General features: G+C 32.7%; 13 protein-coding genes. 6 read left to right on the forward strand and 7 right to left on the reverse strand.

Features of this window, described 5'->3' with window-relative positions; genetic code table 11:
- Nucleotides 1–11 precede the first annotated feature (11 nt).
- Complete coding sequence (locus tag A9G25_RS02510; RefSeq protein ID WP_065625607.1) at nucleotides 12–968, reverse strand: AEC family transporter; 957 nt, start codon at nucleotides 966–968, stop codon at nucleotides 12–14.
- Nucleotides 969–975: 7 nt separating this feature from the next.
- Nucleotides 976–1,749 (reverse strand): peroxide stress protein YaaA, encoded by a 774-nt coding sequence (gene yaaA, locus A9G25_RS02515; RefSeq protein WP_065625608.1) that lies wholly within the window; start codon nucleotides 1,747–1,749, stop codon nucleotides 976–978.
- Nucleotides 1,750–1,822: 73 nt separating this feature from the next.
- Between yaaA and A9G25_RS02520 the strand changes: the two genes are divergently transcribed.
- Complete coding sequence (locus A9G25_RS02520; protein ID WP_065625609.1) at nucleotides 1,823–2,050, forward strand: YccJ family protein; 228 nt, start codon at nucleotides 1,823–1,825, stop codon at nucleotides 2,048–2,050.
- Between the two features lie 6 nt (nucleotides 2,051–2,056).
- A complete protein-coding gene (rnz, locus tag A9G25_RS02525) occupies nucleotides 2,057–2,974 on the forward strand; it encodes a ribonuclease Z (protein WP_065625610.1) in 918 nt (305 codons plus the stop codon).
- 57 nt (nucleotides 2,975–3,031) lie between these two features.
- Here the strand turns inward: rnz and argE are convergent, their stop codons facing one another.
- The 4 genes from argE to cmoA all read right to left on the reverse strand — a co-directional run bounded on the left by argE (nucleotide 3,032) and on the right by cmoA (nucleotide 12,565).
- Nucleotides 3,032–4,195, reverse strand: coding sequence for an acetylornithine deacetylase (gene argE, locus A9G25_RS02530; protein WP_176701065.1), 1,164 nt, complete (start codon nucleotides 4,193–4,195; stop codon nucleotides 3,032–3,034).
- A gap of 240 nt (nucleotides 4,196–4,435) precedes the next feature.
- The gene (locus A9G25_RS02535; RefSeq protein ID WP_065625612.1) at nucleotides 4,436–10,420 is read right to left on the reverse strand and encodes an alpha-2-macroglobulin family protein; all 5,985 of its coding nucleotides are present in this window, start codon (nucleotides 10,418–10,420) and stop codon (nucleotides 4,436–4,438) included.
- Between the two features lie 407 nt (nucleotides 10,421–10,827).
- The gene (gene cmoB / locus A9G25_RS02540; RefSeq protein WP_065625613.1) at nucleotides 10,828–11,796 is read right to left on the reverse strand and encodes a tRNA 5-methoxyuridine(34)/uridine 5-oxyacetic acid(34) synthase CmoB; all 969 of its coding nucleotides are present in this window, start codon (nucleotides 11,794–11,796) and stop codon (nucleotides 10,828–10,830) included.
- 37 nt (nucleotides 11,797–11,833) lie between these two features.
- Nucleotides 11,834–12,565, reverse strand: coding sequence for a carboxy-S-adenosyl-L-methionine synthase CmoA (cmoA, locus tag A9G25_RS02545; RefSeq protein WP_065625614.1), 732 nt, complete (start codon nucleotides 12,563–12,565; stop codon nucleotides 11,834–11,836).
- Nucleotides 12,566–12,691: 126 nt separating this feature from the next.
- On the opposite strand from cmoA, the gene A9G25_RS02550 reads away from it, so the two are divergent.
- The gene (locus A9G25_RS02550) at nucleotides 12,692–13,783 is read left to right on the forward strand and encodes a metallophosphoesterase (RefSeq protein WP_176701062.1); all 1,092 of its coding nucleotides are present in this window, start codon (nucleotides 12,692–12,694) and stop codon (nucleotides 13,781–13,783) included.
- 28 nt (nucleotides 13,784–13,811) lie between these two features.
- Entirely contained in the window at nucleotides 13,812–14,894 is a 1,083-nt protein-coding gene (rnd, locus tag A9G25_RS02555; protein WP_065625616.1) for a ribonuclease D, read from the forward strand.
- 27 nt (nucleotides 14,895–14,921) lie between these two features.
- On the opposite strand, the gene A9G25_RS02560 is transcribed toward rnd, so the two are convergent.
- On the reverse strand, nucleotides 14,922–15,614 hold the full coding sequence (locus tag A9G25_RS02560; RefSeq protein ID WP_065625617.1) for a 5'-methylthioadenosine/adenosylhomocysteine nucleosidase: 693 nt from the start codon (nucleotides 15,612–15,614) through the stop codon (nucleotides 14,922–14,924).
- Between the two features lie 98 nt (nucleotides 15,615–15,712).
- On the opposite strand from A9G25_RS02560, the gene A9G25_RS02565 reads away from it, so the two are divergent.
- Both A9G25_RS02565 and A9G25_RS02570 read left to right on the forward strand, forming a co-directional pair.
- The gene (locus tag A9G25_RS02565; RefSeq protein ID WP_065625618.1) at nucleotides 15,713–16,483 is read left to right on the forward strand and encodes an SDR family oxidoreductase; all 771 of its coding nucleotides are present in this window, start codon (nucleotides 15,713–15,715) and stop codon (nucleotides 16,481–16,483) included.
- A gap of 27 nt (nucleotides 16,484–16,510) precedes the next feature.
- Nucleotides 16,511–17,380, forward strand: coding sequence for a co-chaperone YbbN (locus tag A9G25_RS02570; RefSeq protein ID WP_065625619.1), 870 nt, complete (start codon nucleotides 16,511–16,513; stop codon nucleotides 17,378–17,380).
- Nucleotides 17,381–17,405 lie beyond the last annotated feature (25 nt).

Below are 17,405 nucleotides of genomic sequence, written 5' to 3' on the forward strand. Positions count from 1 at the left end.
ACAATAAGCAGTTAAGGTAAATGGGTCATAATCGATAAAATTAGCGGCGTTGTAATAGAAGACAGCGTCGTTGATATTAGCAAGCTTGAAGCAATAGGTCCTTGTAACACTTCAAACTGTCTTGCCATCATATAACAATTTATTGCAATTGAAACCGAACTAAGTAATACCACTACCTGTAATTCCAAAGTTTGTAAACCTAATAGCTTACCCATAATGTAAGTAACAATTGGCAATACAGCCAATTTTAAAATACAGATAGAGGTCGTAATAAGTAATTTGTCGCGAATTTTATATTCAGCCAGTCCCATACCTAACACAATTAATGAGAGTGGTGCTGTCATATCGCTGACCATTTTTGTTGACTGATTGATAAATTTAGGCATAGGTAATCCAATATAATTCACCACAATCCCAGTGAAAATACCAATAATAATAGGGTTTTTTGATACGTTTTTTAATGCTTTGACAAAGCTTTGCCCAGAAAATTTACCCATTTGAACAAATTCAATTGATATGGTAGCAAGTGTCCATAAAATCAGAGCGTTAAATATAACAATAATGGCTACAATGGGGATTGCTTTCTCGCCAAGTAGCATTTTGATGATGGGAATACCAACAAAGACGGTATTAGTATAGATACCACCCATAGCAAAAAGTGTACTTTCTGAACCTGTTAATTTAAATAATTTTGATGCAACCAAACAACCAAACGCAAAGACGATAAATGATCCACCAAAAAAGACGAATAACACTTTTATATCGATTTGCGACTGTTCAGAAAAATGACTCATAATCTGAAACAGCATTATGGGGAATGCAATATAAAAAGTAAATTTAGTTAAGCTATCGGTTACTGTTTTTTGCCAACGACCAATTTTAACAGCTAAATATCCTAATAAAATTAAGATAAATAAAGGCAAAGTAGATAAAAACTGTGCCCATAATGTAGTAAGAAATTCCATCATTATTATTTTATTGATGATTGCGTATAAAGTACCATTCTAAGTCAGTTGATCGTTTCGAATCAAATTGATAGCCTTCTAGATTAAAACTTTTAATATCGTCACTCTTTTCAATGCAATTTTTTATAATGTATCGGCTCATTAGTCCGCGTGCTTTTTTTGCATAAAAACTGATAACTTTATAGGTTTCTTTGCTTTGATCTAAAAAAATAGGTTGAATTATAGTTGCATTTAATTGTTTTGGTTTGATCGCCTTGAAATATTCGTTTGAGGCTAAATTGATTAATGTGTGATCTGATGTTTTGGCTAGTTCACTATTAAGGTGTTGAGTTAATTTATCGCCCCAAAATTGATAAAGATTAGTGTTACTACCATTTTTTAAACGGATCCCCATTTCTAACCGATAAGGTTGAATTAGGTCAAGTGGTCTTAAAATACCATAAAGCCCTGATAATATTCTTAAATGGGATTGTGCAAACTTTAGATTTTTATCAGTAAAATCTTCAACATGTAATCCTTCATAAACATCACCTTTAAAAGCAAGTATAGCTTGTCTTGCATTTTCAAGATTAAAATCACTATGCCAATCTTTAAATCGCTCATAATTAAGTTCGGCTAATTTTTTGCTAATAGACATTAAGTTAGCTAAATTCTCAACACTTAGTTTTTTGCAATCTTGAATAAGTTTTTTAGTTGAGTCAATAAATTGAGGAAGTGTGTAATTTTGGGTTAATAATGGAGATTGGTAATCCAAAGTTTTCGCCGGAGAAATAATTGTTATCATACGTATTTAGCCTATTGTGTTTTGCAGTAAATAGGTTTATTTTACCTCTAATTCAACTCAAAGGAGTAGCAAAATGAACATCGATAAAAAAGAAATACATAATATTAAATCTTGGGCTTCTGTTCGTGAAACCTCGATTGAAATTGCTGAGGCTATTTTTGAGCTAGCTAACCATGATGAAAAACTTGCCGAACAAATTTGGTCAGAAGGTAGTGATGAAGTGTTAAAAATTGCGTTTTCTAAAACCAAAGCGGATAAGTTGTTCTGGGGTGAGCAGACTATTGAACGTAAAAATGTTTAAATCTTTATGAATTTGACTTTTTTAGGGACAAGTGCTGGTTCCCCAACATTACAACGTAATGTGAGCAGTATTTTATTGGATCTTAGGCAAGAGCGGGGTAAGTTCTGGCTTTTTGATTGTGGTGAGGCAACTCAGATGCAAATGCAAAAAGCCAAGTTTAGTCTTGCTAAACTTGAGATCATTTTTTTAACACATCTACATGGCGATCATCTGTTTGGGCTACCAGGTGTTTTAACTTCCCGTTCCTTGATGCAGAATCAATCTCCTTTAACATTGATTGCTCCGAAAGGAATTAAAATCCTTATTGAAACTGTTATTGAAATTAGTTATTCTTGGTTAACCTATCCTCTTAACATCATTGAGCTTGAAGAAAATTGTACCGTTTTTGAAGATAATCAGTTTCAAGTAGAAGCAAAATTATTACAACATCGTGTACCGTGTTTTGGTTATCGTATTATAGAAAAAGATCCACCAGCTCAGCTTAACATCGATAAATTAAAGCAAGATAATATTCAGGCTGGTCCTTTTTATAACGATCTTAAAAATGGTAAAACAATTACACTTGATGATGGGCGAATAATTAATGGCACAGATTACTTAGGTCAAATTAAAAAAGGCCGAAAATTAGCAATTTTAGGTGATACTATTCCTTGCCAAACCTCAATTGATCTTGCTAATGATGTTGATTTGCTTGTTCATGAAGCAACCCAAGAACATGCTTTAGTTGATAAGGCTATTGAACGTGGTCATTCCACCACTGTACATGCGGCAACGATTGCCAAACAAGCTAATGCCAAAAGACTTATTATGACTCATATAAGCCCAAGATATAATTTGAATAACAATAAAAAGTTAGTTAATGAAGCAAAAAGTGTTTTTGCAAATACTGAAATCGCTACCGATTTTGCAACTTTTTCCATTTAGTTAGATTTATTTTATAAAATTTCGCCGATGTTATTTTATCGGCGAATAAAAAACAGATTAAAGACAAAAATCCTTAATTAGTTGTTCTATTGCTATTTTAGTTGGTTTTAAAAAGTCCATTGAAATAAACTCATCGGGCTGGTGTGCTTGTTCAATTGAACCAGGTCCTAATACAATCGTTGGTGAAATTTGGTTTAGGTAGGGGGCTTCTGTGCTGTAGTTGACTGTCTGCGCACTATGACCGACTAATTTTTCAATGTGTTGTAATGCTGGATGATCTTTTTTGCACTCATAGCCCGGAATTGGGGCAACTTCGTATTCTATAGCAATTCGATTTGGATATTTATCCATAACGGGTTGCAGTGCTTCACAAAGCGCATGATAAAGTGAATCAACATCGTTATCGGGCAATACACGAATATCAATCACTAGCTCACAACAACCGCAAATACGATTGGCCGCATCGCCCCCGTGAATAACACCTAAATTAAGAGTAGGGTAAGGAACGCTAAATCCGTCATTATGATATTGTTCTTTAAATTTTTGTTTTAGCACTAACAAGCGTTCAATGACTAAATTCATCACTTCGATAGCGTTAATGCCTTTATCGGGATCGCTCGAATGCCCTGATTTACCAATTACTTTAATGGAATTAGAGATAAATCCTTTATGTGCTCTGATGGGGATTAACGATGTTGGTTCGCCAATAATAGTACAGTCAGGTTGTAATTTAGTATTCTTCGCAAAAAATGCGGCACCAGCCATTGATGTTTCTTCATCGGCGGTGGCAAGGATATAAATGGGCTTAGTTAACTTTTTAAGATCAATATCACGCAGCGCATCTAAAATAAAGGCAAAAAAACCTTTCATATCAGCGGTGCCAAGTCCATATAACTTATTATTTTCTTCCGTTAATTTAAAGGGATCTTTACTCCATTGCCCATCGTCAAACGGAACAGTGTCACTGTGTCCACTTAGCAATAAACCACCTTGGGTTTTATTTTCACTGTTTGAATAAGTAGCTAGCATATTATATTTATAACGAGTATTAGGAACGGCTTGGATATCAATAGCAAAACCTAAATCTTCAAACCAACAGGCTAACTTGTCGATGAGTGGTTTGTTAGAATAATCTAATTCCTTGTTAGTAACGTTACTAATTGTTGGTATTGAAATTAGTTCGTTATATAGTGTTAAAAAAGACGGTAGGGTCATAAAAATTACCTTTAAATGTTAATCGAAAATATATTATTTTATAATGCTATAAGCATAGCATTTACCTTTTCATTTGCCTATCAATAACCTTATTGTTTCATTTTCTGTTTTATATTAAGCATACGATTAATTTAATCGTTTGAGTATTAAAAGGATGGTTTAGAACATGGTTTTTATTATTATCGTTTCTTTGGTAAAAAAACGGGCTATAAGCCCGTTTCAGTGATTGATTAATTATAAAAACAACTATTGTTGTGGGATGATACTTATCTTTTGCCCACCTTTTGATACGGCTTGAATATCACGATCATACATTGCTTCACCAAATGCAGGTGGAATGCTATAGATTCCTACATTAGTTGCTTTTATTTGATAGGTGAATTCTTGTATTTTATTATTATAAGTTGAACCATAAATAATAACACGATCTTCACGTACATCTGTATATTCAGGATACCAAGTGTATTTTCCTGTTTTTATACTAATTGGTGAAACCCAGCCATAATTTTCATCATAATCATCTTCTTCATAGTCATCATATTCTTCATTATCTTGAATATATTCGTCATAATCTTTTTCCTGAGAATTTATTGGTTGTTGTACTACTTCAAAACCACCTGGTAGTAAATCAACAATGGCAATATTAGTTGCACCTTCATCTGCTAGTGCTCGGATTCTAACTGTTACGTTAATTTTATCGCCAAGTTTGACTTGTTCAACAGGTTTGCCATCAAGATCAGTAAATTCACGATATACTTCAAGCCCCCGTTTAATTGGCTCTTTAGGGATATCTTTGTCATAACCTTGTTCAGACAGCATATACCAAACAGGTAAGCTTGATTTATTAGTTATGCTTAATTGTGCATCTTGATCATTAAACTTGCCTTTAGCTAAAATTCCACTTAAATTTGCAATAATTCTTTGTTTTTCTGCATCTTTTGATATTGCATTAATTTCAAGAGTATCTTTAGATAAATTTGATTGTTCAATGCTCTGCGAATAACTACTTAAAGCCAATATTGTCATTGCTGCTGATTGAGTAGTATATTTTTGTTTATTTAGCATGATAACCATATTTTCTAATGCTTGTGCAGGAATATCTTTTGCTTTTTCAGGAAAATGTTTGCTAATTAAATAGATTTTTCCTGCATTAACGACCAGTGGATCATAATAATTGTTTAGCCACCAAGCACGATCATATGCAGCTTCTAATTGTTGCCAAACAGGTTTGATTAATTTATTTGCTTCTTTATCCATCTTTAACATTTTATAAGATGAAGCTAAATACATTGCTGTTATATCTTTTTTCCATGAATCATCTTTTCGATTAAGATTGCTAATGGTAGAGGCTAAATAGCTTGTTGTAACTTGATTTTGCCTTGTTAATAAATAGATAGCATAAGCACGGACTCTTAAACCATAAGTACTAGTATCACTAGATTCAGCAATTGTTTGCAAATATTTATTAGCATTATCAAGCATTTTTTGGGGAACTTGATAGCCCATTTCTTTTGCTTCAAGCATAAAGTTTACTGCATATAATGTAATAAATGGATCAACATTATAAGTTGAGTACCATAAACCAATTGCACCTTCACTATTTTGTCGAGATTGCAGTACTTGAAATAGTTCTGATAACGGGGCAATACCTTTTTTTGAGGCCAGATCAAATTCCTTATATTTACTCGCGATCAAAATAGGAATTGCACGGCTGACAATTTGTTCAGAACAGTAGTGAGGGTAATCCTGTAAATAGGTACTTAGGCCCTTACTTAATATAAATGGTGAATAAGACGCAGCAGCTTCACGTTTACTTAAGTTACTATACATGTCTCTAAAATCAATAAATGCTTGTTTATTATCTGCCATTCTTCCCATACTGGTGATTAATCTGTATTCAGTTAATGGTCTTATTGAAAGGCTAATATCACGAGTGATTGTAATATCATTATAGTTGGCGGAAAAGTGAAGATCGCCATTACCAAGCTGATCTGTTGCTTTAAAGTTAAATTTTAAAATCCCATCTTTGCCATTAGCCAATTCAATGGTTTTTTTATTATCACTCGTGATTGATAGGTTAGAAGTGGTTGAAGCTTTAACATTAATAGGAATTACTTTATCACCAATGTTTTCAATAAGATTAGTTACGTTTAGGGAAACTTCAAACTCATCATTTGGTGCAGCAAAATATGGGGCATTAGGTTGTAAAACAATATCATTATGTACTGTTGTTGACATTTGAGTATGTCCCATTGTTTTTTCACCAACCGATACTGCCATGATACGAATTTTGCCATTAAAATAATCAGGTACTTTATATTCAATGGTTTTATCGCCATCGACATCGATAATACCTGACCAATAAGCTACTGGTTCATCTATTTTCCGTTTAAATGGATTTAAATGATTTGATAAGACATCATCATTATCACCATCACCACCAGGTGCTGAAGCTGTTATTAAATGTCGAAATTCTGGCAATATAAGATCTAAAATTTGCGAAGTTCTTACAGATAGTGCTTTTTTGCGTAAAAAACTATTTAATGGATCTTTAAGTTTATAATTCGAAACCTGTAAAACTCCTTCATCTACAGCAAATACAACCGCTTTTTGTGGCGTATTAGTGTGTAAAGTAATTGGCAGGGTTTCACCTGGTTTTATTAGTGATGGTGCTTGTAATACGATTTTATCATTAAATTGCTCATTTGAAATTTTGAAAGGTATAACACCGTAACTAAGTGGACTCATAAAAATTTCATCTGAATTTGGGTCACGAATAAATTGGACATTAATATAACCATTACCACCAATGTCTTTTGGTAGGGCTATTTTTTGTATTGAGCTTGTTGTATCTGTATGGAACCACTTCCAAGCATACACTTTGTCGCGCTCAATAGTAATAATACCACTACCTACATAAGGAGCTGTGATTGAGATTTCTATTTCGTCGCCCGGATTATATTGTGCGTCTTTAATTTTTAATGAAAGCTCCGCATTACTGCCTAAATCACTGGTGACATTCGCTTTACCTACAATAGAGTATTTACCTTGGTAAAGTAATTCGTCATCATTATTTTTGATTTGAATAATATAGTTACCAGGTTTTTTACTATCTAATTGATATCCAGTTTTATCTTGATTAATCTTAAATGGTTGTTCTGATAGAACCGATTCTTTATGGCGTGATTCATATTTATAACCCCCCGAAGATTGTTTAACTAATACCGATAGATATTTTTCTTCAATTAAAACAAGTTTTAGATCAGATAACTCTATTTTTTCTAAAGCTGGATTTATCGCTATAAAATCAATATGACGGACTGAATCTCTGTTAATATATCTTAAATTGCCATCCGCTTTTGCACCGACTAAATAATCATTTGGTGAAATAAAGGTGCTTGCAGTTGTCGCAACGCTTCGTCCACTATCAGGCTCAAAAACATCAATTAACATTCTTAGCGTGTAGTTTCCTTCAAAGCTTTGTATATTGTCATTGAGATTGAGTTTTACTATACCGTTTTCATCTGTTGTTTTTTCATCTAATTCAACTTTAAAACTATTTCTTTCACCAGAAATATTTTGGTAGAAATAGTAATCTTCATATTTTTTGAAGTAAGGTGTTGATGGTTCAAGAATTAATGTATTTGTGACTCGACGATTAGTTGCATCAGTACCGATTAGGTTTTTGGCTTTAATCTCAGCTTGGATATTTTCAGGTTTTAACCAACCATCTTTTATTTCTGGCAACAACTTAAGAAAAACAGCAGTTTTATCTGGTTCAAATTCACGAACTACAACAGAACTTGAGCCTAATAGGATTCGCGATTCTTCATCATCATTTTTTAAATATAAATTAATATACCAATCACCAGTAGGGGATTCATAGTTAGTTTTATAGCTAAGTTCATTAAAACCTGATTTATTTAGTACAATCGATTTTTTGAGTGCTAGATTGGATTTTGGATCGTAAATTTCTGCTTCTACGGTGATACCCTCTAAGGAATTAGTCCATTTTTGAGCTCTAACTATGGTACCTATATGGAATGTGTCGCCAGGGCGATAAACACCTCGATCTGAAAAGATGTGAGATCGTAACGTCCCACCATCAAGGGTTTCACGAATGCCACCGATATCAAAACGAGATAGATTTAAATTTCTTTCATAACTTTGGATTGGTAAAAATGATAGGTCACGGTCTTTTTCAACAACATATAAAAGAGGCTTGATGCCTTGATAATATTCAGACAATGGTGCAAAACGAACATGGCCATTATCATCTGTAGTTTTAGACGTAATAGTAATCCCATTCATGCCTAGAACTGAAACTTTAGCACCGCTAATGGGGTCGCCTGAACTTATTGATTGAATAAAGAGATCATTGGATTGATCAAGTGACTTTTTGGCGATAATTCCTAAATCCGTAACGACAATAAAGCGTGAAGCCATGAACTCATATTTAGTATCTTTTTTATCTTTTCCATAAAGTCTTAACAAAAAGACACCACGGTTCTTATTCCCATTTGTGTTAGCAGTTAAGTAACGAGTTAAATCGACATTTGTGTATTTAACTTCTTCAGGAGCACCTGTAACGTCTTTAGTTATGCTGTATTTTTCAATAAAATGATCATTATCCAATTCGCCAAAATTCATATCGCTAAATTCGTAACTTTGATTAAAAGCTACTAAATGTTGAAGCTGTGACGGGATAACGCGATCTATTTCTAACTTCATCTGTTCTACATTGCGCGATACTATAGGTAGTTTTTTCTCGCCTGATAAAGATAATAATGATCCCGACCCAACAAAATCAAGATAAGTTGGGTAATTAGGCACGGTTAATACTTCTTGATACTGTCCTTTTAGAAAATAACCTTCTTGAGACGATAAAGGTTGATTAACTTCAATATACAACTCAGAATTTTGTTCTGTTTTAAATTCAAAGCTAATTTGGTTTTGATAAGCAAGTTCAGTATCAATTGGTTTCATTGATAGAAGCGTTGCTTTTTCAAGTATTTCTGGTGTTACGTTGAGTTTTGTTTTATAGCTACGATAATAATTGTCGTAATATCGTTCTTTATATGGAGTATGTGGATTTTTAGGTAATTTCCAGACTTTAACTAATTTCGATAAATCCTCAGATTTAACTGCATGACTTAATGATAAAACTAATACTTGTTGTATCTTTTCATTGCTTTTTTCAACCAATGTAAGCTCAGATTTAGTAATGTTTAGATGATATTTATCAGGTACACTTGTTGTGTTAGTTATATCAGAATTTATTGAATTCCCTCCTAACGTTGAAGTAACACCTTTATTAATTGTTATTTTTAAATAACCCTCTTTATCAAGCAAAGGAATTTGTTCACTTTTTACGTAGGCAATTTTGTCGTTATCACTATAAGTAACAGTAAAATCGACTTTCTTTAAAAAGGTATTATTTTCATAAAGCGATAAAATAATATTTTTCTCAAAACTTTTTCTATCAACAGGATGACTAAATTGAATTGTATTTATAAAGTTTCTAATATTAGGTTCGGTAGGATTTGAATAAAGTTCACCATAATTTTTGAAATTATATTCAAAGTTAGGCGAAATAAAGGTGAAGGTTGTACTGTTTTTTTCGAGTTCACTATTTTCAGCCAATAATTTTGAAGGGTCTAATTCGACTGTATATTTGATACCAAGTGGCCAGTTTTTATTCGTTAGTGTAAATTTTAATGTTGAATCATTTACCCACATCCATTTGCCTTCAATACTTGGTGAAATAGTAATACCTTCTGTTATTTCACTTTTATTGACTGATTCTAGTGGAATTGGTGGACGTTTACCTCCAGTAAATTGTACATATACTATATCGTTACTTGTATTTGGTGGGAGCAATCTGGCTGAATAGGCCTTAATTACTATAGGTGCTGGCTCAATCGGTTTTGGACGGTTTAAATACCAATGATAGGCATAATTTGCTGAAAAATAAGCAATAAAGCCAAAAAGAATACTTGCACCAATTATGGTTTTTATTTTGTTTAATGTGGAACCTATGGTGAAGCAAAATGTTTTAACATTAGGTAGCCAACTTGGTGTTGACCACTTAACATCACCTATAATTGGACTAAATAGCCAAAAAATTCCTTTTGTTAAAATTAGCAAAAAAACAAAGAAATAACTAATTATTTCCCAAGCTTTTTGCAAAATATAAAAAGGTAACTGCAAGATGAACTTAAGTAATTCCATTTTTATTTTCTATTCCTATATTCCTAAAAGAGAAATTGTTAAAATCAATTGATTATAGTTATATTCAAACACGTATTTTTCTGAAAGTTTTTTACAACGTTTTTGACGGCTTATTACTTTATAACATGTAATCATTTTTTTATAAAAAATGATTACATGTTATAACAATTGCTATCAAAATGCTACTTGCAATATGTTTAGTTTTTGAGAGGCTATTGTATAATCACTATTTCAATTTATTTACAAAATGAAGTAATGATAAATAATGTGAAGGTAAATATTTTTTACAAAATTCTCATGAGCTTAAATATACCATAAGCTTATTGATTTATCCTAAATAATATATTATATCAATATAACAATAATTAGGATTTTAACGTATGGAAAAATTTTTAGCCAACTAATATTTATTTTTTAGCAATAAAAATAGCTCGCATTGGAGCAGGGTAGCCTTCAATAGTTTTTGTTGAATCATTTGGATCTAAAAAATCAACAAGTGAATCTGATGTCATCCATTCTGTTTTACGTTGTTCTTCTACATTTGTTTGTGAAATGTCTACCATTTTGATTTCCGAAAAGCCACATTTATTTAGCCAATTAAACATGGTTGGAACTGATGGAATAAAGTAGACATTACGCATTTGTGCATAACGTTCACCTGGCATGAGAGCTGTATGTTCAGGACCATCAATGACTAATGTTTCCAGTACTAATTGACCACCTTGAACAAGTTGATCTTTTAATTGAAATAAATGATCCAGCGGTGATCTGCGATGATATAAAACCCCCATTGAAAAAACTGTATCAAAGGCAGTAAGTTTGGGCAGTTGTTCAATTCCAAGTGGTAATAAATGTGCTCGCTGATCGTTACCGAGTAGTTTACGAATAGCCTCAAATTGGCATAGATAAAGCGCCATAGGATCAATTCCGACAGCAAGTTTTGTTCCAGCTCCAATCATTCGCCATAAATGATAACCACTGTTACAACCGACATCTAAAACAATTTTATCTTCTAAACAATCAATATGATTAATTAAGCGTTCCCATTTCCAATCTGAACGCCATTCTGTATCAATATCAATTCCATACAAGTGAAAAGGGCCTTTGCGCCATGGCATCATATTTTTTAATAGTTGCGTTATCCTTTGCTGTTCACCCGTAGACAGAGGATCTTTTGATTTCGCAGTGACGCTATGTAATAAATCAATTTGATAAGGTGAGATGGATGGTAAATGTTTGATACTGTTAAACCATTGATTAAAGCGGCTATCTATGTTTTGTTTTTGCCAATTTGCGAGTTGTGCAGGTAAGACTTCAAGCCAACTACTAAGTCTATTTTTTGCGATAATCTGGTAAAAATCACCAAAATCAATCATTCTATTATCCTTTATCAATTACGCTTAAATTAATCTGTTATTTTATGGCAATAATAGAGCCAAAATTAAAACATTGGAACCAAGTGTCAATGTGTTTAAAACCTGATTCAGATAGTCGCTGTTTATGAGTTTCGATAGTATCTGTTAGCATGACGTTTTCCAGCATGTTACGTTTTTGGCTGATTTCAAGCTCACTATAGCCGTTAGCACGCTTAAAATCATGATGCATATTAAATAGTAATTCATCAATACAAGTATCACTAAAGCTAAATTTTTCAGATAGAACTAAGATGCCATTTGGTTTTAACGCATTATAGATATTATTTAAAACACGTTGACGATTTTTAGCGGTTAAAAATTGTAAGGTGAAATTGAGTACAACCATTGATGCGTTTTGCATGTTAATATGACAAATATCATCACAAATTACATCTACAGGTGTGCTTGACTTGTAGGATTCAATATGTCGCTTACAACGTTCAACCATTGGTTGAGAATTATCAACCGCAATAATATGGCAATTTTCTTGATTGATATTACGTCGAATAGATAATGTAGCAGCGCCTAATGAACAACCTAAGTCGTAAATCATGGAATTAGGTTGTACAAACCTTTCAGCTAGCATGCCGATCATTGAGATGATATTAGAATAACCAGGAACAGAGCGCTGCACCATATCAGGGAAAACTTCGGCAACTTTCTCATCAAAAGTCCAATCCCCCAATTTTTCAATAGGTGTGATAAATAATTGGTCTTTTTTAATATCCATAAAAAGTTATTGGTACGAAAAAAAATAATTTTGTTATCATATCATTATTCGTATTCAATTGTTCAGATAATTATGAGTTTTATTTATTTTTCTATTTTATTTATGGTTATAGTGATCGGTATTTTAATGATTACTTATTTAGGTAAACGATGGTCATTTTGGTTCAATTTTCATTTTACTGGTTATTCTAAAATCATCTATTGGTTATTTGTTGCAATTGCTGGATTATCATTGGTGCTTTCTAGGGCATTAGGTGGTATTTTTAATAAGCTATCTCTGATTTTTAATATTATTTTTGCTGGATTTTTGTGTAGTATTTTTATTCTATTGATTTTTGATGCGATCTATTTGCTCAGCAAAAAAAAATTAAAGCCTAACTTACTGCTTAGAATTGTTTATGTAAACTTAGTTTTCTCACTATTTTATTGCAGCCATGAAATGGCAATTAGTCCGAAAACCGTTTATTATCAAGTAAAAATAGATAAAACAGCTCATGTTGAAAACCTGCGTATTGTTCAGCTTAGTGATATTCATATTAATGAATTAACTTCGAGTGGATTTATTCAACAAATGATAGATAAAGTAAATCAATTAAATGCCGATTTTATTGTAATTACAGGTGATACATTAGATAAACGTTTGTCGCCCTTTACTGAACAAGGTTTTGATAAACAATTTCAGCAGTTAAAATCGAAATATGGTACCTATGTTATTTTTGGAAACCACGAATATTTAAATACTAGAAAACAAAATAATAGCGAAGAGGATATTATTGATGCTTTTAAACAAGCAAAAATGAAAGTTTTAAAAGATGATATTGTATACCTTGATGATATGGGGATTACTTTAATTGGGCGAGATGATTTTTCTTCTGCACTTTATGATGTGAAAAGATCAACATTAGCGGAATTGATGATGTTTGCAGATACAAATACACCGGTTATTTTATTAGATCACCAACCCAAAGATCTTACTGAACCAGCAAAGTTAGGTGTTGATTTGATGATTTCTGGGCATACCCATGCAGGGCAAATATTTCCAATTAACCTTATTGAAAAGTTAATGTATAAAAACGCTTATGGTTTGTATCAAAATGAAGATAATAACTTTACTAGTATAGTAAGTAGTGGATATGGTTTTTGGGGACCACCTATTCGCTTAATGACGCGTTCTGAAATTGTGGTGATTGATGTTGTATTTAAAAAAAGTACACAATAAATAGATTTATATAAATAGGAATTTTACTTTGTCTTATCAACTTATTGTTAATAATGACCAGCTAGCTGAGTTTTGTTCAAAAATCGAAAAAAGCTCAGCGATTGCATTAGATACAGAATTTGTACGTACGTGCACATTTTATCCTCATTTAGGGCTGTTGCAGGTCTTTGATGGAAAACATGCCGCATTAATTGATCCAATCACTATTAGTGAGTGGCAAGATTTTTTAGCTATCTTAAAAAATCCTAAAATTGAAAAGTATTTCCACTCGTGCAGTGAAGATATTGAGGTTTTCCTTTATTACTTTGGAATGGTGCCAACTCCTATTATTGACAGCCAAATATTTGCTTCTTTTTTAGATAATCCGTTAAGTTCTGGCTATGCCAGTTTGGTAAAAAAATATTTAGGTGCAGAGCTTGATAAAAGTGAAACTCGAACAGACTGGTTAAAACGACCATTAACCGAAAAACAGTGTGAGTACGCTATTAATGATGTGTTATATCTTTTTCCATTAGTAAACATTCTAAAATCACAATTAACCGAAAATGATTATTTGCAAGCCGCTTATCAAGAGTGCCAAATGACGGTGGCTCGTAAATGTACAGTGATAGATCCAAACAACGCTTATCTAAATATTAAAAATAGTTGGCAATTGAAAGGGAAAAGTCTAGGTCAATTGTATAAATTAGCAAGTTGGCGATATAAATTGTCCAAAGAGCAAGATATCGCTTTAAATTTTGTTATACGCGAAGAAGTTTTGTTGAAAATAGCACGTTATTTACCATCTTCATTAGCTGAACTTGATAAATTAGGGATGAAAGGTAAAGAAATTCGCTTATATGGGCAGAAAATTCTCGATATTTTATCTGAACCAATACCCGAGGTACCACCTATTCGTAGAATTAATACTTATCCCGATTTCAAAAAGATCTCGGATGAATTAAAAAAAGCGGCTCAAATGATTTCATCAAAAACAGGGCTTAATCAAGATTTACTGCTTTCGCGCCGATTAATTAATCAATATATTAAATGGAAAATTGATAAAAAAGGTGACGTACCAGAAATACTAACTGGTTGGCGTCAACCCTTGTTTAGTGAATATTGTTTGTGATTTCAATATGCTATTTTTTAAAAGAGTTTAGGCTAGCTCGCTTAACATTGATTCAACAATTAAGGAAGACTGTTTCGCTGCGAGTTTTAAAAATGACTGGAAATCCATTGCAGATTCATTATCACCATTATCTGAGATTGCTCTTACCACTACAAAAGGGACCTTAAATAGCCAGCAGACATGCCCAATTGCTGCGGCTTCCATTTCTACCGCTATGGCATTTGGAAAGGTTTGTTTGATTCGTTCTAATGTAGCTTTACCATTAATAAATGCATCACCACTACCGATTGATCCTTCAACTGCATTAATACCTTGTTTTTTTATGCATGATTTGGCTAATGATTGATATTGTTGGCTTGCTTCAAATACAACCGGGCAACCGGACATTTGCCCAGGTTTATAACCAAAAGCGGTTAAATCAACATCATGATAAAATACATCTTTTGATACGATAATGTCACCAATATTGAGCTCGCTTGAAAGTCCTCCAGCTGAACCCGTATTAATAACGACATCAACCTTGTAATTATTTAATAATAGTGTTGTGCCTGAAGCTGCTGCTACTTTACCAATACCTGATTGAAGTAGAACTATTTCACAACCGGCAATTTGGCCAAGGTGAAAATTACAACTTAAATGGCGTTCAACTTGATAATGGGTAATTTTACTTTTTAATATGGCAACTTCTTCTTCCATTGCAGCAATAATAGCAATTTTCATACGATCCTCTGGCTTAGTTTGGGTAACTTCTATTTAAGTGTGATATCATAATTGCAGAAGACTAGCTTGACAATATGTGAATAAGACGGAGATAAAAATTGAAAACAATTTTTATTACAGGCTGTTCAAGTGGAATAGGACTTATTTCAGCCATTGCATTAAAAAAACGTGGTTATCGTATTATTGCGTCTTGCCGCAAAAAGTCTGACCAGAAAAAATTAATTGAACAAGGCTTTGAAACCGTATTACTTGATTTAGATGATCCTGATTCTGTTAATTTAGTCGCTAAAGAAGTGTTAGCTATGACAGGCGGACAATTATATGCATTATTTAATAATGCTGGCTTTGGAGTATATGGGCGATTAGCAACAATTAGCCGAGAGCAGTTAGAGTCTCAATTCTCAACCAATTTCTTTGGTGTACATCAGTTAACTCAATTACTACTTCCTGCAATGCTTGTAGAAAATGAAGGGCGTATTATTCAAACCAGCTCAATTGTTGGCATTGTTGCCACTCCTGGTAGAGGAGCTTATTCAGCAAGTAAATATGCTTTAGAAGCGTGGTCTGATGTACTAAGATTAGAATTAGCTAATACCAATATCAAAGTTAGTCTAATTGAACCAGGGCCATTAAAAACGTATTTTTCAAATAATGTTAATCAAATAGAAAAAGAAAATATTGTAAAAAATCCACCTATTGCTAAACGATTTACGTTACCACCAGAAGCAGTGTTGCCTTACTTATTTCATGCGCTTGAACATAAAAGCCCTAAAATACGTTACAGGGTAACAAAAATAACCAAAATAGCAGCTATTGCCAAACGTTTGCTACCTGATAGATTAATGGATAGAATTTTAAGAAATAAATAATGAATCAAAATATTCTTAGGACATAATATGCAAAATCAATTTATTTTTAATGTTAATGAACAAAATATTCAAGAGATTATAGAAAGATCTTCACAATCCCCTGTGTTGTTTTATTTTTGGTCATCAAGAAGTCCCAATTATGAAGCAATGACTCAAACTTTAACTAAATTAGCTAATGAACATCATGGTCAATTTATTTTGGCAAGTGTTAATTGCGATGAAGAGCAAATGCTGGCTGCTCAATTTGGTTTACAGGCGATTCCAACTGTTTATTTATTTCAAAATGGTCAACCTGTAGATGGCTTTCAAGGTCCTCAATCCGAAGAAACCATTAAAACTTTTTTAGAAAAAGTGCTACCAAATGAAGATGAGCTTAAATTAATTGAAGCACAAAATTTATTTCATGAAGCTAAATATGAAGAAGCATTACCACTGTTACGGCAAACCTGGAAATCACTAACCGATCATTTGGGTAAACCGAGAACCGATATTGCATTAATGCTAATAAAATCACAAATTGAACTTAAACAGCTAAGTGAAGCAAAAGAAGTGCTGGCAACTATTCCGCTACAAGATCAAGATTCAAGCTATCATGGATTACAAGTCGAAATTGAATTACTTGAACAAGCTGCTAATTCTCCAGAATTACAACAATTACAGGCAGAATTTGCTCAACATCCTGATAACGTTGAACTAATGATTCAATTGTCTTCCCAATTAATGCATGTAGGGCGTCATGAGGAAGCATTAGAGTTGTTATTCAAACCGCTGACAAAAGATCTTAATGTTGGTGACGGGCAAGTGAAGAAAACATTACTCGATTTATTGGCGGCATTAGGAACAAGTAACCCGTTAGCTAGTAGTTATCGACGTAAATTGTATAGTTTATTATATTAAGATTTATGAAATTTAATAAAGCGGA

It is taken from the genome of Gilliamella sp. Bif1-4 (assembly GCF_001690535.1).
Classification (GTDB): Bacteria; Pseudomonadota; Gammaproteobacteria; order Enterobacterales; family Orbaceae; genus Gilliamella; species Gilliamella bombi.

What these genes read in the sequence shown, in the direction of transcription:
- A9G25_RS02510 (WP_065625607.1), bottom strand. Translation starts at nt 968, where the DNA reads ATGATGGAATTTCTTACTACATTATGGGCACAGTTTTTATCTACTTTG.
- yaaA (WP_065625608.1), bottom strand. Translation starts at nt 1,749, where the DNA reads ATGATAACAATTATTTCTCCGGCGAAAACTTTGGATTACCAATCTCCA.
- A9G25_RS02520 (WP_065625609.1), top strand. Translation starts at nt 1,823, where the DNA reads ATGAACATCGATAAAAAAGAAATACATAATATTAAATCTTGGGCTTCT.
- rnz (WP_065625610.1), top strand. Translation starts at nt 2,057, where the DNA reads ATGAATTTGACTTTTTTAGGGACAAGTGCTGGTTCCCCAACATTACAA.
- A9G25_RS02535 (WP_065625612.1), bottom strand. Translation starts at nt 10,420, where the DNA reads ATGGAATTACTTAAGTTCATCTTGCAGTTACCTTTTTATATTTTGCAA.
- cmoB (WP_065625613.1), bottom strand. Translation starts at nt 11,796, where the DNA reads ATGATTGATTTTGGTGATTTTTACCAGATTATCGCAAAAAATAGACTT.
- cmoA (WP_065625614.1), bottom strand. Translation starts at nt 12,565, where the DNA reads ATGGATATTAAAAAAGACCAATTATTTATCACACCTATTGAAAAATTG.
- A9G25_RS02550 (WP_176701062.1), top strand. Translation starts at nt 12,692, where the DNA reads ATGATTACTTATTTAGGTAAACGATGGTCATTTTGGTTCAATTTTCAT.
- A9G25_RS02560 (WP_065625617.1), bottom strand. Translation starts at nt 15,614, where the DNA reads ATGAAAATTGCTATTATTGCTGCAATGGAAGAAGAAGTTGCCATATTA.
- A9G25_RS02570 (WP_065625619.1), top strand. Translation starts at nt 16,511, where the DNA reads ATGCAAAATCAATTTATTTTTAATGTTAATGAACAAAATATTCAAGAG.